Source organism: Microcystis sp. BLCC-F209 (genome assembly GCF_041928595.1).
Taxonomy (GTDB): Bacteria; Cyanobacteriota; Cyanobacteriia; order Cyanobacteriales; family Microcystaceae; genus Microcystis.
The window spans coordinates 16,322-33,170 of the sequence record NZ_JBHFLL010000072.1; the positions used below are offsets into that span (position 1 = coordinate 16,322).

Below are 16,849 nucleotides of genomic sequence, written 5' to 3' on the forward strand. Positions count from 1 at the left end.
CAATGTTTGTTTCTTGGACTTTTTTCCCCAAAAAGTCTCAAAACCCTTTTCTAGCAAAGCTTTCACTGACACTCAGTCAACCCTAATTAATGACATCACATCCCCTATAGTATCATAATATCTACATCAGACAAAACTCTGATTACGGATTAGATTGAGATTGAAGATAAACTTTTCCTTCATTTCCATCAACCACTAATGTATCTCCTGTCCGAATTACTTGCGTAGCAACTTTGGTGTTTACAACGGCTGGAATTCCTAATTCCCTGGCGACAATAGAACTATGAGAAAGGAGTGAACCAATATCTACGACGACGGCGGTGGCTAGGTTAAAAAGAGGAGTCCAAGCTGTATCCGTAAAACAGGTAATTAGAATTTCTCCAGGCTCAAATTCATCCATTTGTTCTTCTAAATTGAGAATAATACGAGCCTTCCCAACTACTCGTCCTGGACTACTAGCAACACCAACAAGACAATTATCATCAAGTTTTTGACTGAGGTGAGTCGCTGGATCCCAATAACCAATAAAAGTTAGGGGTGGAGTAGGAATTTGCTGATTAATTAGGTGACGACGACGATTTTCGGCAATTTTTGGGCGTGAGAATAAATTTTTAGCGGATTCTTTGCCAGAAAGATAGAGCAGGATATCATCATAAGTAATAAAAGCAACTTCATCTAAATTTTGAAGAATATGATCAGCTACTAAACGACGGGCGACTTCCATGACAATCACTCGATTCATCCAAATTCCTTGAATAAAACACATTCTCATTTCTTCTCGTACCTGACTTAATTTAAGGTAAGAATTCATGAGAAATTCATAGATTTTACGTTTCCATAAAGGCAATTTTTTTAATGTTTGCTTGGCTAATACAATCCGTTGATGATTACGGTTAGCTCTTGTGGTAAGAATTTCATAATCATCTCGTTGTAAATAGGTTTTTAGGGTCGTAAAAATATAGGTAGGATCATCCAACCATCGAGGATGTATCAATTCCATTTCTTGATGTGCTCTCACTCCATGTTCTCGCAGTAAAAGCTGGTATTTTCTGTAGAAAGTTTCCGCTTCAGGGTTTTGTTCGATTATTTTAACAATATTGGGAGAAGAATCTTTGAGAATTAATTGTTTTAAAGCAGAAGATTTTCGAGCTTCTAAGGCCAAATCTTCAATAGCTTCAATCATATCTGTGGTTCGTAATTCAGAAGCTCCTGCTTTAATTAACTCAGGAATCGATTCATCTTCTTTTGAAAACCATTGTTTAGAAATGTCTTTTAATACATCATAAAAAGCAAATGCGCCGATGTAAGGAGTACCATATAGCACACAACTATTGTGATAATATTGATAAGCTTCTTTTAGCTTATCTCCTAATTCATAAAGGGATAAATTGACTAAATCTAAATTCTGAAAATTTTCACTGACAACAGGACGGTTTTTTAACCAGTTTCGGGATTTTTTGCGATAGGTCAATAAATCACTAATTAAGGTCTTAACATAAAAGCAATTTGAGCGAAAATAAGCCCATCCTTGTGAACCTAATCCATGAGGATTTTTATAAGTTTCAACGTTGACTTCTTCACTAGCAAACCGCTCCAAAAATTTACTTTGATTTCTAAATAGAAAACATTGAGCATATAAATAAGCAAAGTAAGAAACATCTAAATAGGCTCGACCAAACAGAAAAAAACCATATTTTTTAGGATTGCCAATATCCCGTAGCCCTAAAGCTTTTAAAATTCCTTGATGAGTATTGTGAACATAATATCTCGCAAAAGATTCTCCTAAAGGAGTAAAAGTACCAGTAAAAGATTCACCTATATCTAAACAAGTATATAAGGCTTGAGAATTGAGATATTGCTGTTCTTCCTTGACAGCTTGACTGGATTCTAAAGTAGTAATGGGACGACTTTGCAAGATATAAAATTTTTCTCCATCAAAAGCCCATTCAATATCTTGTTCAGCTTGATATAAATCACGAATTTGTTGGGCTAATTGGGCTAATTCAACGATTTGCTCTTCCGACAGTGTTCTTAAACTACGTTTTTCTTCTGGAACTTTAATAGTGGCAACTCCTTGATCTGCATCAAAAACACACATATTTAGTTTATAGTTAATTGTCTGATCAATAATTGATTGAGACGCTACATCAAAGATAAAAGAGTCTGTCATGGTTTTCCCAGAGACAATTGCCTCACCTAAGCCCCAACTCGCTTCAATTAGAAATTGGTTAGGTTGATTACTGACTGGATTTTGGGTAAAAATAACACCAGAAATATGAGAGTTAATCATTTGCTGAACCACCACAGCAAGGGGTTCTGATTCACTTATTTTTTGATTTAAACTTCGATAGACTAAAGCTCGATTTGACCACAATGACCCCCAACATTTAATAATTGCTTCATGTAATTCTTCTTCGTTAGTAATATTAAGATAGGTCTCAAATTGTCCTGCAAAAGAATATTGATTAGAATCCTCACTAATGGCAGAAGATCGAACCGCAACTGATTCACTATTTAATTTTCGATATTCTTGATTAATTTCTGTGAGTAAGTCTAGAGGAATAGCTGAATTATGAATGGCATCTTCAATCGTTTTAAATTGAGATTGCAAAGTATTTTGATCGGTCTGATTAATGGTTTCTTGAATTAATCCTACAAGTTGACAACTTTCCAAAAAGTGATGATAACTGTCACAGGTAATAACAAATCCTTTTGGAATCGGAAATCCTGCTTTAATCATCTGATTAAGATTCTTGGCTTTTCCCCCAATTAAGGAATTTTGTTCTTTGGAAATTGTACCTAATTCTAAGATGTGGGTTATCATGGATGATCTCCTAAAAGAATTCAAAAAAAGATGACAAGATTACTAACTAGCTAAATGGTTAACATTTCTTGACTCAAGTTCTTCCGTTTTGAAACAGAAGAAAAAGTCCGTATCGGTTGTCCTAAACGGCAGAAGAAAAAGCCGCGTCCTTTTGGTAAATGATAGCTTTTTTGGAAGTTATGACGTAGATGTTGATGTTGTAAAACAACGCTAACGGGATGAACAGCTAGTCCCATTTTAGTTGCATTTAAACAAAAGTTCAACCAAAGTGCGCCCCCTTCTAACTGCATTTTTAAAGAAGGATAATCGGTTTTAAAATTAAGATAAATCAAGAGAGGAGATGCTTTGACAAGTTTTCCCATTTCAGAAGCTAAAAGATGAGGTAATCTTAAATACTTTAGCCAATTCATACAGTAAGGGCTCAGTAAAATTTTTAACAAAAAACTAAAACTTTGAGAGCCTTTTTCTAATAGTTGCTCAATCGGAAATCCATATTCATGTTTTTCTTGTTTACTAAAGTGTATAAATTGATAGGTTTCTCTCCAAACCTCTGCTTTTGTAAACTCAATCTCTCCATAATGACTGACAAATTTAGCCATCGATTCTATTACTTCTCTTTCTTTAATAATCGTTATTTCAATCTCAGAAAAAGCATCGGGATAAGCTAGACTTTTGAGAAAAAAAAGGGGGTGATCAGGCGCAATCATAGGTGAGTTTATGTCATAAGGACTACGATGAGTTATTCTCTTGCTAAATTGTTGAATTAATTCTTGGATTTCTATGGTAAAAATACTGGGGGCAAATTGAATATTCAGCACAGCTAATGGAATCCAAGAATTAGTAATTTTGAGAGATTCTGGTAAAGAATTTTGACCTATATCAGAATTATGCCAAATGAGTTCTCCTGAAAGAGATTGTGAGGCTAAAGCGATCACTAAACTTTCTAAAAATGCACCACAACTGAGTAACATTTCTAGATTGTGATTTTCTAAACTACGGAGACATTTTTCTTGATTTAAGGCTAAAATTAGATAGGTATTATCATTACTATTTGGAAGAACTGCTGCCGTATGTTCTTGAAGAAAACCCTCTAAAATCAATCGTGAATCTTTTTGAATCACCTGAATAATTTCCCACGGTTGACTGTTATGAGAAGAAGGAGATAAACTGGCTAAACACAGGGCTTGATTTATTTCTGATTGAAACTTGATAGGTAACGAGGAAGGTACTTTCATTGCTCAATGTTTTGATGTGTGAATTGTTCAGGATGGAGGTAGGCAAGGTCTACCAAATTCTTGATAATTGAGGAGTGATCCCAGTCGGAAATTGGGTTAACTCAGGTAGGGTCTATTGCTCTTACTTTTTTGACCCCAACAATTAGGTCTCGCATGATGGGCAAAGAAATAATCTCTACTGACTCAAAACCGGCCTTGCTAAAACGTTCTTTATATTCTTCACCTGTACTTTCACCGCCTCCATCCGTTGAAACTAACATATCCAATGAAAGTAAAGCCGTTAATAATGGGCCAGTTTCTTCTTGATTAATTAAGGACTCTGTTGCTAAAAGAATTCCATTAGGTGGCAAAGCTTGATAACATTTTTCCAGAATTTCTAATTGAATGTGATGAGGCCAATCATGAAGAACCCAACCTAGATAAATAATATCAAATCCTTTTGGCAAAGAATGACTGCTTAAGAAATTTCCTTCATGAGTTGCCATTTGCCCCTCTAGATGATACTGTTCTTTAATGTATTGCTCTGTTATTTTACAGACTTCGGGTAAGTCAAAAACCGTAACTTTTAAATGAGGAAAATAAGAAATAATCATTTGACCAAAAACCCCAGTAGAACCTCCAATATCTAATAAATGATGATAGGGAGAAAAATCAAAATTGAGAGCGACAGAGGCGGCGGTTTCTTGATTGTATAAATTCATGGTTTTTAGGAAATGAGCCAACTGATTAGGATCTTGATACAAACTCGAAAAATGTCCCGCTTCAGAGCCTGTCACTTGTTGCCAACGGTTACTATTTTCCTTGACAGCATCCGTTAGTTTATTCCACAGAGGAAGAATATCTCGAATATGAAAAGCAACATCCCCTAGATAAATAGGATTTCCTGAGACTAATAATTCTTGGGTTACGGAAGCATTTTGATAAGTATCATTAGTCTTAGTGAGAAGTCCTAAAGCCACACAAGCCGTGAGAAGTTTTTTGCCACTCACGGGAGAAAAATGACAGTCTTGAGCCAGTTGTTCGATCGTTTTTGCCTGTTGAGATAATTGTTCAAAAATTCCTAACTCTAAAGCTGAGAAAAGAGTTTGTGTTTTCCAACCTGCAATGATTAATTCTTGGATATCGAGAAAATTCATCAGAAATAACTCCTGTTAGAAATGACATTAATTTGACAGTGAGAACAAAAATTTAACGTTATTCATTCAGAATAATTAGTAAATAAATGAATAAGAACAAAACGACATTCCGGCACTTCCTACCCAACCAACAATGCGATCACCTCGTTGAACTTTGCCTTGCTGAATAGCGGTAGCCATTCCCCCTGGAACTGAAGCAGAAACTAAATTGCCACAAGTTGGATAGATGTGCCACATTAAATGTTTAACGCCACAAATTTCAGCCACATCATCCCAAGCTTTTTTAGAGGAAGCATGAGGAAAAACAATCTTAACTTCATCTAGAGGGGTTTTGAGTTGTTCTAAAACAACTTTTAATTCTTGTGATGCATTAAGATGCAAATCATTGCCAAAAGACGTGAAACGATTGAATCCATCTAGACCAACTTTGGGCGAATTAGAAGAATAATATTTCTGGTAACTCTCTAAAGGAACAGTACACAAATCAGCTAAATCGGTACGGGAACGAAAATTAAATTCCCAAGGATTATTGGGATCATAAGAAATAACCGTAGCCGTCGCTGCTTCCCCCAAAGTATAACCTGGAAAAGACCAGTTAATTTGCTCCTCATTTGTTAAGCTAAAAACCTTTGGATAAACATAGCCATCATCTCGTAAGTTAAATTCTGAATTAACGACTAATGCCCGTTTATAAGCCCCAGTTTGTAGTAAAGTATAAATAATGTAGATAGCACGAGTCCAACTCATACAAGCATCTAGAATATCAAAGCAATGAACTTCTTTCATTCCTAATGAATGGGCAACCATATAAGACCCCCCCGGTTCAATAAAGCCTCGATCAATTCCAGTGTAAATTAACAAGTCAATGTCTGAGTTATCACAATTAGCTTCCGCTAATGCTTGATTAACTGCTTGAGTCAGTAATCCAATTGGTGTTTCACCATCACCTAACCAATTACGATTTTGAGAACCCGAATATTTTAGATAAAACAAAATATTATCTAGAGTTTTATCAAGATTACCTTCAAAAGTAGCTATACTATGTTTGCCAATTAATTCAATAATGTCCTCATTACTAACTTTGCGTGAGGGAAGTACCACTTTTACTGATTCTAATTTCATGGGAAAACTCCTAAATAGACAGGATAAATACAGTTAAGTTCAACAATTTCGACAAGATAGAGATAAAGGGCTAACTAGGAACAGTTTGATAACGACTCAAATAAATACTAAGACCTTCAATCGTCTCACAATCAAAAATGACTGTGGGGGAAACTGGATAACCCAACCAAGTTTCTAAATCAGCAGACAAGAACAAAATTTCGGAAGAACTAAGACCCGAATCAATAAAAGAAATTTTTTGGTGAATCTCTTGCGGATTAATTTCTAACTCTTTGGACAGATAGGCTATTAACCAAGCTTTTATTTCTGTTGCAGAAACCGAAGCAAAACGCTGGTTTAAAGCTTGAATTTCTTGATTTTTGTTCCATTCAAAAACACTATCAAGAGATTTTCCCAAAAAAGCTTGACGGCAGCCCTGACGCTGTATTTTACCACTTGATGTTTTGAGAATCGATCCTCGTTTGAGAAGAGAAATCGCAGCCACTTCTAGCTCATGATGGTCATCGACAGCTTGACGAATCGCCTCCACTACTGTGGGAAAATCCGAAGTCCGGCGTTCTACTTCTGCTAGAATTACTACTTTTTCTAATCCATTCTCATCAATGGAAAACGCAGCACAGTTGTTTAAACGAATGGCTGAATGGCTTTTTTCTACTGTCCATTCGATGTCTTGCGGATAATGATTCACACCACCAATAATAATTAAATCTTTTAAACGACCAGTCACAAAAAGTTCGCCCTTTTCGATAAATCCTAAGTCTCCTGTGCGTAAAAAAGGACCTTGTTCAGTCTCTTTAAGATAGGCTTTAAAAGTCATTCCTGTTGCTTCTAAATTTTGCCAGTAACCTTGGGCTACACTTGGATCATTAATCCAAATCTCTCCCATCTCTGAAGCAGAACAGAGCGACAAGGTATCTGGATTAACAATAATCACATTCATCTCACCAACGGGCAGGCCACAACTCACTATTCTACGGTTTTTTTTCGTCGGATCTTCTGAGTCAATAATTTCCTTAATTCGGGGTTGTGTATCATGGGGTTTAGTGGTGACTAAAAGAGTTGCTTCTGCTAATCCATAAGCAGGATAAAAAGCCTCAGATCGAAATCCACAAGATTCAAAAGTTTTAATAAATTTCTCCACCGTTTCGGGTCGAATAGATTCTGCACCATTACTAGCTGTTTTTAGAAAACTTAAATCCAAGTTGTGTTTTTTTTCTTCTGTAATATTATGAAGACAATATTCATAAGCAAAATTGGGACCTTGGGTGTGGGTTGCTTTGTAACGAGAAATAGTTTCTAACCATCTTAAAGGACGTTTGATAAAGCCTAGAGGAGACAGAATATAACAAGGGACTCCTGTGTAAAGGGGTTGAATTAAACCATCAATTAATCCGTAATCATGAAAATAAGGCATCCAAGTCACAGCAATACTTTCTGAAGTATATCCCCATGCTTGTTGAATATATTGAGAGTGATGGAGAACATTTTGATGACTAATCATGACTCCCTTGGGCGTAGCAGTTGAACCAGAAGTGTATTGTAAATAAGCTAGATCATCTCCTTTGAAAGAAGTCATTTGCCAATCATTTGACTTAGCTTTAGCAATTTGATCACTGGTTAACCATTGTAACTCTGATAACTCAGTCAGTTGTGACTTTAAATGAGAGTAAATATGACTGGTTGTTAAGATTATAGTCGCTTGAGAATCTTGAATAATTGCTTTGAGTCGAGGTAGGGTTCGTTTTAGCCGAAGGGGATCAGGTGGAGGGGCTGGGATGGCAATAACGCCTGCATATAAACACCCCCAAAAAGCAGAAAGAAAATCTAAACCGGGAGGATAGATTAATAAAGCCCTTTCGCCTGTTGCTTGCCACATTTGTAACTTAGAAGCGATCGCTCGACTTTCTTGATCCAATTGCTCATAAGTAAGTGTATGAGGGGCTTGATGGTTATCAGGGAGATAAGTATAAGCGATTTTATTAGGCTGTTGAGAAGCCCGATAACGGAGTAGTTCGACTAAAGTAGAAAAAGGAAGACTACTAGACATTATTTATCATCTCCTTCGATAATTTTGCTTTTAATTGGTAGTAATAGACGATTGCTTGGTCAGCAGCAACCCAATGATAGGTTTGAGGATCGGGTTGTAGGGGTGTAATCGATTTCAGAATGGGTATATCTTGTTCTTTTTGAGCCACTTGGACTTCAAATGTAACCAGCAACAAAGCAAATAAATAACCCAAAAAAGGATCTCGAATGTAGTCTTGATAATAACGAATTATTACCCAACTATTTTGTTGATCTATAGGAGTTGCTACTACAATAAAATAAATTTTGGGTAACAATTGAATCCAAGTAAGATTAGGGAATCTCATCTTTAACTTGAAGCTAAAATCAGACTCTTGATCAGAGGCTTTTCTTAATTTTACCTCGGTCCTAATACAGTCATTTTTGAGGGTAACTTCATAAGGTTCTAGAACCGAACCAATTTTTGTAAAACGGTGTAAGGCGTGCGGTTTTTTGCCTTGAATTTCTTCCGACTTACAAATAGGATACCACTGTTGGGGAATCATCTAAATTTCTCCTTAATTTTAAGAAACAAAGTAGTAGAATCTGTACCTTTATTTTAGAGCTAATTGTGAATTTCTTCTGCTAAAGTATTGACCGTATAAGAAATCTGTTCTTGAGTATGTTCGCTAGTAATAAAAAAGCGCATTCTCGCCCCATTTTTTTCGACGGCGGGATACAAAATAGCGTCCACATTAATTCCTCTTTTAAAGAGGGCTTCTGACAGTTTTAAACATACCGAAGATTCTCCTACGATAATTGGCACTACAGCAGAGTTAGCACTGTTTCCAGTATTTAATCCCTTTTCTTTAGCTAAATTGAGAAACAAGCTTGAATTGTATTGTAGTTTTTGGACTCTTTCTGGTTCAGCTTCAAGAAGCTTAATCGCCTCTAAAGAAGCAGCAGCATTAGCGGCTGGAATTCCTACACTAAAAATAAACCCAGGGGATGTTTTTCGGAGAAAATCTATAAGGTTTTGACGGCCGGCAATATAACCGCCACAACTGGCTAGGGTTTTACTTAATGTTCCCATCAAAAAATCTACTTCATTGGGATCAACATTACAATATTCAGTAATTCCTTTGCCTCGTTTGCCTAGCACCCCTAAAGAATGGGCTTCATCCACCATTAAATAAGCATTATTGGCCTTAGAAACCTCAACAAATTTCGCTAAATCTGGAATGTCTCCATCCATACTATAAACCCCTTCAATCACGATTAACACTTTGTTATAGTAAGGGCGTAAAGTTTTGAGGGTATTTTCCAAAGCTTGCCAATCATTATGAGGAAAAGCCTGTCTTTGTGCGCCCGATAAAATACAGCCAACAATGACACTATTATGACTTAAAGCATCATGAAGAATTAAATCGCCTTCTCCAAATAGATGGCCAATAGTAGAAACATTAGTTCCGTGGCCTGACACATAAACCACTGAATCTTCTACCTCAATAAATTCAGCAATTTTACTTTCTAATTCTTGATGTAAAGGAATTTGACCACCAATAATTCGACTGGCACAAACGGAAGTTCCATAATGTTCAATGGCTTGTTTAGCTGCTTCATTCACTTGAGGATCACCAGACATTCCCACATAATTATAACTCGAATAATTAATCAGTTCTCGACCCTCAATAATAACCCTATTACTATTTACGCCTTCATGAGTGCGAAAATAAGGGTTTAATTGAGTATATGAACTAATTAAATGTTCTCTTTCTTGTAAAGCTAAATAAGCAGGAGACGTTTCAATAGTTTGATGACGCTCTTGAGGAGAAACAGAACTTTTTAGAGAAGATAAAGGAATAGGAGTAGGGAGAGAAACTGTTGGATTAATATTATTAAGTGACAGCAGTTGTTCTAAAACTTGTTCTACCTTCATAGTGGGTTGAATAGGCATATTAGACGCAAGACAAAAGGTGTTTTTGAGATGGTGTAAAAGTTGCGCTAACATCCAAGAATCAAGTCCTAGATTCTCAACAAGATGATGATGTAACTGAATTTCTTCTTGAGGAAACCCGCTAACTTTAGCAATAATTTGCCATAAAATTAACCGAATTTCTTCAGGACTTTGAAATTGAGCAGTAGCAGACAATCCCGATGGAGAATTATCTTGATAAATTGGAGAAGTCTGTAAGCCTTGTCTTGGCGATGATAAAGGAAAGGATGGGTCATTTGCACAGGTTAATTGTTGATGTTGTTTGAGTAAAACTTTGCTTTGAAGGGCTATGGCTTCAGCTTGCTTGCTCAACAATTCTAAAATCTTCGGTGGCAGACCGGAAAGTGAATCAGAAGAAGACAAAGAAGGAGAATTAAACGACATATCGTGAAACCTCTTAAAAATCAAAAGTCAAGATTACTTTCGGATAGGGATTACGGCGGATTCAGGCTCAGTCTGGTACATCTTCTAAGTGGAAAGGCTGATCTAATAAGGAGTTGTCTGTGCCAGATGGATAGAGAAACCGCCGTATTAGACCTATCAACCAGAAACTTGATCTCAATAGTTGAGACAACAAATATCCATTGTTTTTAGGATTACTAAATGTCGGAATCTGGCAAGAAGTCGATAAATGAAGGTCAGTCTAACGACTTAGTAAGATTTTGCTTTGTACAATTAACGCTTCAGCCTGTTGAGTAAGAACTTCCAACAATTGACTCGAAGGAGAATTTAAAATCTTAGCTTCTTCCGGTTGAACAACAGGTAAGATTGAAGATTCGTCTTTTTCTTTATTGGCATGATGATTTACAGTTAGGATTGGGTAATGTTTACGGTTAAAAGCATAAGTCGGCAGATGCAACTTTTGATAAGTAGCATCACAATACAGATTCGCCCAATTCACTCGACAACCTTCAGTGTATAAGATAGATAAAGTGTTGATTAAAGTTTGCCAATTTTCTTCACCTAACTTAACTGAATCTAACCAGATGACATCTTTGAAACCACACTGTTTACCCATGCTTACTAAGGTCGGTTTGGGACCAATTTCTAGGCAAACGTTAACTCCTAACTTGACTAAAGATTGTAGTCCACCTTGAAAATCAACTGTATGGAGTAGATGATTACACCAATAATCTGCTTGGCAAATTTCTTCAGAATAAGCGACTCGACCCGTATAGTTAGAAATTAAGGGAATCTGAGGGACGTTGAAAGTAACTTGCTTAACCGTTTCTGCAAATTCCTCAATGATAGAAACCATTAAAGGAGAATGAAACGCATGAGAAACAGAAAGGATTTTAGTAGCAATTCCTTGAAGTCTTAGCATTTCAACAATTTGGTTAACGGCTATACTTTCTCCCGAAATTACCGTATTTTGAGGACTGTTACGGGTAGCAATCACGACTTTCTGTTGATAAGAGTCTAAGTAAGGCACAATGCTATCAGCAGGAAGAGCCACCATAGCCATTGTCCCATTAGCAGGCAGATTCTGGATTAATTGACCCCGTTTGGCCACTAATTTAACCGCATCTTCTAAGCTAAATACATTAGCAATGCAAGCCGCGACATATTCCCCTAAACTATGACCGATGACTGCTGTTGGTTGAATCCCCCAAGCTTGCCAGAGTTTGGCCAGTGCATACTCAAAACTAAAAAGAGCCGCCTGAGTGTATTGTGTTTGATTAATGAGTGTTGATCTTGGCTCTTGAGGGTAAATAACAGATAACAAAGACTCAGACAAATAAGGGCGGAATAAGGCTTCACATTGACGGAAAGCTTCTTGAAAAATCGGTTCAGTTTCCCATAATTGTTGCCCCATACCGACATACTGTGAACCTTGACCTGTAAATAAAAAGGCGATTTTTGTGACATTTCGCTCATTAAAGACATTTTTAGTAACTCCTTTAGAAAATTCACCCAAGTTCCATCTCTGAAGTTTGATCTTTAATTCTTCTTGAGTCTTCGCTACCACCGCTAAACGATGGGAAAAGTGGGAACGACCTGTATTTGTGGTGAAGCACAAATTTGCCAAAGAATTATTAGGATGCTCAGTTAGCCATTGAGTATAATGAGCAACTAAAGCCTGTAAACTACTTTCATTTTTCGCTGATAAGGTGAATAATAAAGGCAGATCAGCTTTTACATCAGAAGTAACTGACAATTGTGGGGCTTCTTGTAAAACGACATGACAGTTTGTTCCCCCAAAACCAAAAGAACTGACCCCTGCATAGAGACTATCGGTGTTCGTCACCCAAGGTTGATGGGTTTTAACAAATTCTAAAGAGGTATTGTCTAAAGAAATATGAGGATTTACCTGTTTTAAATGAAGATGCGCTGGAATTTCTCGATGATGTAGGCATAAAGCCACTTTAATTAAACCAGCAATTCCGGCTGCTGCTTCTAGATGCCCAATATTCGTTTTGACTGAACCCACCCAATAAGGATGATTTACAGGGCGATTGCTATCAAAAACCGCCTTGAGCGCATCCACTTCAATCGGATCACCCAGAGGCGTTCCTGTCCCGTGAGCTTCTATGTAACTAATTTGTTCGGGTTTAATTTGTGCTTTGGCCAAAGCTTCACGAATTATCGATTGTTGAGCCAGTCCATTCGGCGCAGTAATGCCATTACTGCGACCATCTTGATTGATCGCTGACCCCCGAATCACTGCATAAATAGCATCTCCATCGTCCATAGCATCTTTTAAACGTTTGAGGACAACCACACCGCAACCTTCTCCTCGAACATAACCATCAGCATCGGCATCAAAAGTCTTACAACGTCCTTCTGGGGACATCATTTGAGCTTGAGATAACGCTAATGTTAAATCAGGGGTTAAGATCAAGTTAATGCCAGCCGCTAAGGCTAAATCGGATTCATGGTTTTTGAGATTTTGACAAGCCATGTGAACTGCTACCAAAGAGGAGGAACAGGCCGTATCTACAGTCATACTCGGTCCACGTAAATCCAACAGATAGGATAACCGATTGGCAACCATACTATTCGCACTACCGGTTCCCACATAGGCATCAAGGTTTTCAGGATTCCGTAATAGGATATGAGAATGATCATTCGTACTCAGCCCGACAAATACGCCTGTACGACTACCCGCTAACTGATCTGGGACAACCCCAGCATTTTCAAAGGCTTCCCATGCCACTTCTAGAAGTAATCTTTGTTGAGGATCCATGCGAGCAGCTTCGCGAGGAGCAATGCCAAAGAACGACGAGTCAAATTGATCAACTAGATCTAAAAATCCGCCCCATAAAGCAGGATGATGATCAGGCATCGTACGATGCAAACTTGCGCTTCTTTCTGAAGGTAAGCGACGAATGGCATCAATACCTTGAGATAAAAGATACCAGAAAGAATTAATGTTATTAGCATTGGGAAAACGGCAACCTAAACCGATGATGGCAATAGCATCCTCAATGATCGCTGAATCAGACGGCTCAGACTGAGAGGTTTGGGATTGAACAGGAGAAGTCCCTGTTTTTTCCCCTAAATAATCCGCTAATTCGCTGATGCTCGGATAGTCCCAAAGTAAGGTGGGAGAAACGTTTTTATCGAGCAATTTCCCTAAATCTGCCGCTAAATTAACCATTTGTAGGGAATTTAAGCCATAATTACTAAAAGATTCTTGGATATTAATTTCTTTAAGGGTTAACTGTCGTTTTTCACTCAACCAATTTACTAACCATTGACGAATGGCTTCCACAAACAAAACCGATGAACCAACCGAAGAAAATTCCTCTCCAGTTTCTTTCCCAGTTTCTTCGGTTAAGATGGGAGCTTGCCATTGACCAATGACGGTTAAACTAGACTGTTCAAATCCTGACCGACAAGCATAACGTTGAATTTTTCCACTAGACGTTTTGGGAATTGAACCCGTTTTGAGTAAAACTACGGCATAAACTTCGATTTCATGATGTTCTGCAATCGCTCTACGAACCGCTTCAACCACCTCCTCTGTATTAAGCTTGCGAACAAATTGACGCTTGACCTCTAAGGTTAATACTAATTGTTCTTGATGATTAACTGTGACGGCAAAGGCGGCCGCAAAGCCTAGTCTGAGAGCAGGATGACTATTTTGCGCCGTCAACTCTAAATCTTGAGGATAATGATTACGACCACGAATAATAATCAAATCCTTTAATCGTCCCATCACAAAAAGTTCACCGTCTTTTAGGAAACCTAAATCACCCGTTCGTAGATAGGGACCCTCATTCGTTGTCTCTAAATAGGCTTGAAAGGTTGCAAAACTGGTTTCAGAACGTTGCCAATAGCCTTGAGCAATACTTGCACCGGACACCCAAATTTCACCAATGCCATCAGGGGGACAAGGGATATGAGTTTCTGGATCAACAATAACAATTTGACAGCCTAAAATTGGACGACCACAACCTATGACTTTATTTGCCTCCTCATGACTCGATGAAGGAAGTTCAACCACCCGTTTTTGTTCTAACCCCAATCTTTGCAGTGCGAGAACACGGGGAGCTTGACCATGTGGCACACTACAGATTTTTAGGGTTGCTTCCGCCAGTCCATAACCTGGGCTTAAAGTTTCCCAACTTACCCCTAAAGACGCAAAGGCAGTGACAAATTTTTCTAAGGTTTCATAATAAATCGGTTCAGCCCCATTGACCGCCACTCGCCAACTGCTTAAATCTAGATGAGCATCTCGAATCGATTGACTTTTCTCAACACATAATTCGTAAGCAAAATTAGGCGCCCCCGTATGAGTCCCACGATATTGGGCGATCGCCTCTAGCCAACGCTGAGGCTTCTGGACAAAAGACTCAGGAGACATTAAAAAAGTAGAACAGCCACTGTAAAAAGGTTCTAAAATACCAAATACTAAACCAAAATCATGAAAATGGGGCAGCCAAGAAACAATCACACTCTCCCCAGAAATATCCCATGTTTGAGCCATATCATAAGTATTATGCAGGGCATTTTGATGACTAATCATCACTCCTTTGGGAGTACAGGTTGAACCAGAAGTATATTGTAAATAGGCAATATCTTCGGGGTTTATCCTAGGCTCTTGCCATTGGTCGGCTAGGTTTCCATCTATCTGATCCGTCGTTAACCAAGATAAGTCTTTCAGTTCGGGAGCAAACTCAAAACAGCGTTCTAAATTTTGGCTAATCTCAGAAGTGGTTAAAGCAATTTTTGACTGTGAATCTTTCATTATCGCTTTAATTCTCTCTAAAGAGCGATTAGGCTTAGGATGATAGGCAGGAACAGCAATCATACCTGCATATAAACAGCCAAAAAAGGCGGCGATATAATCTAAACCCGCAGGATACAGTAAAAGAACGCATTGATTTTCAGGATGAAAACGTTGAAGACAAGCAGCAATGGCGCCAGCTTTTCGATCTAATTGAGCATAAGTTAGCTTTGCGGGGATATCTTGGTTGTCTGTTAAGAAATGATAAGCAATTTGATTCGGTTGTTGAACCGCTCGATATTTAAGTAATTTTACCAATGTAACTGGTTCAGATCGATCACCAGAAGAAATTTCGGTCCACCATGGGGAAAAAGAGCTAAGATTTGTCGTCATCATTTAAATTTACCTAAGAGGCAGCTTTTCGTTGGGAGGTTGTTGATCATTGAATCAAAAAGGATAAAATAAATTCCGTAAAATTCTGGCTAATATCATGGGATCTTCTAGAGTAGGGTTTGCTGAAAAAGTTTTTCCTAGAGGCAGGGTGTAGGGTGTAGTGCGATTCGTTGGCTAGAAACTAGACAGTAAGACGTTTAGAGGATTAGCCGCTTGGTAAATGTAGTACCTTGATAACTTTATAACCCCACAGGTGCGGGTTAGTGGGAGTTAGGAGTTTTCGGTCAGCAAAAAAGGCTCAAACCATTACGGGACAAAGGGTTAACCTCGATTTATGATTTTCCTTGATATATCTGGGTTTCAGCGATTTTGGGCTTCTCGAAGCGCCAATTCAAACTTGAATCGGCCAAGTAAATCCCAAGCGGGGATTGGAGTTGAGTTGAGGCTTTTATCGATTTGTTTTTTGTCTAAGTCCCATTAGTAGTGATCTTAACACCCACGAGCCAAAAGTCCGACAGGCTCGAAACAAAAGTTAACAGAGTTGGGGCTGATATAGTGCGCCTAAATGATATGTAAACTAGAATGCCGACAACAATCCCGAAATATTTTAGGCTCTTCGTTACTTGGTATGGTTCGATAGGGGAGCATAAATCGACTAAATCTTTATCTGGCAAGAGACTTAATTGATTAGTTCGCTCTAGATCAAAAACAATTGACAAAAATCGCCAAATGTCTTTCTCTATAAGAGTTTCATTCCTTATAATCCTGTACGTTGCATAAGACAAACCGAAGAACCATATTTTAGAATAAAAGGAGGACAAATATGGCTCTTCGTTACTCTTTATGCTAAATCAACAGACAAGATGCCAAGACAACATACTTCTAACCCAAAAATTCCGAAAGTTTCTCAAGCCATAGGCTCTCCGTTTTATTAGTTTAAGTTTATTGTTGATTCCCTCGACCACC

The 16,849-nt window shown here is 37.9% G+C and carries 9 protein-coding genes and 1 pseudogene; all 10 read right to left on the reverse strand.

From position 1 onward, the window contains the following. Positions 1-142 precede the first annotated feature (142 nt). Positions 143-2,824: a PEP/pyruvate-binding domain-containing protein gene (locus ACE1AQ_RS04310; RefSeq protein WP_008198046.1), complete on the reverse strand. Its 2,682-nt coding sequence runs from the start codon at positions 2,822-2,824 to the stop codon at positions 143-145. 50 nt (positions 2,825-2,874) lie between these two features. Then, a complete protein-coding gene (locus ACE1AQ_RS04315) occupies positions 2,875-4,059 on the reverse strand; it encodes a hypothetical protein (RefSeq protein ID WP_110545216.1) in 1,185 nt (394 codons plus the stop codon). A gap of 101 nt (positions 4,060-4,160) precedes the next feature. Continuing rightward, positions 4,161-5,195: a methyltransferase gene (locus tag ACE1AQ_RS04320; protein ID WP_008198041.1), complete on the reverse strand. Its 1,035-nt coding sequence runs from the start codon at positions 5,193-5,195 to the stop codon at positions 4,161-4,163. 75 nt (positions 5,196-5,270) lie between these two features. After that, the gene (locus ACE1AQ_RS04325; protein WP_008198039.1) at positions 5,271-6,317 is read right to left on the reverse strand and encodes a 3-oxoacyl-[acyl-carrier-protein] synthase III C-terminal domain-containing protein; all 1,047 of its coding nucleotides are present in this window, start codon (positions 6,315-6,317) and stop codon (positions 5,271-5,273) included. A gap of 70 nt (positions 6,318-6,387) precedes the next feature. Then, complete coding sequence (locus ACE1AQ_RS04330; RefSeq protein WP_008198038.1) at positions 6,388-8,364, reverse strand: AMP-binding protein; 1,977 nt, start codon at positions 8,362-8,364, stop codon at positions 6,388-6,390. Next, a complete protein-coding gene (locus ACE1AQ_RS04335) occupies positions 8,357-8,887 on the reverse strand; it encodes a hypothetical protein (RefSeq protein WP_008198036.1) in 531 nt (176 codons plus the stop codon). Before ACE1AQ_RS04335 ends, ACE1AQ_RS04330 begins: the two co-directional genes overlap by 8 nt. Positions 8,888-8,946: 59 nt before the next feature. Then, positions 8,947-10,701, reverse strand: coding sequence for an aminotransferase class I/II-fold pyridoxal phosphate-dependent enzyme (locus tag ACE1AQ_RS04340; protein ID WP_008198034.1), 1,755 nt, complete (start codon positions 10,699-10,701; stop codon positions 8,947-8,949). A 259-nt stretch (positions 10,702-10,960) separates the two neighbouring features. Then, positions 10,961-15,883 (reverse strand): beta-ketoacyl synthase N-terminal-like domain-containing protein, encoded by a 4,923-nt coding sequence (locus ACE1AQ_RS04345; RefSeq protein ID WP_374807929.1) that lies wholly within the window; start codon positions 15,881-15,883, stop codon positions 10,961-10,963. A gap of 602 nt (positions 15,884-16,485) precedes the next feature. Next, positions 16,486-16,668: pseudogene (locus ACE1AQ_RS04350) on the reverse strand (hypothetical protein); the annotation flags it as partial. Between the two features lie 66 nt (positions 16,669-16,734). Continuing rightward, positions 16,735-16,849 (reverse strand): transposase (locus tag ACE1AQ_RS04355; RefSeq protein ID WP_288025126.1); only part of this gene is annotated, 115 nt, incomplete at its 5' end.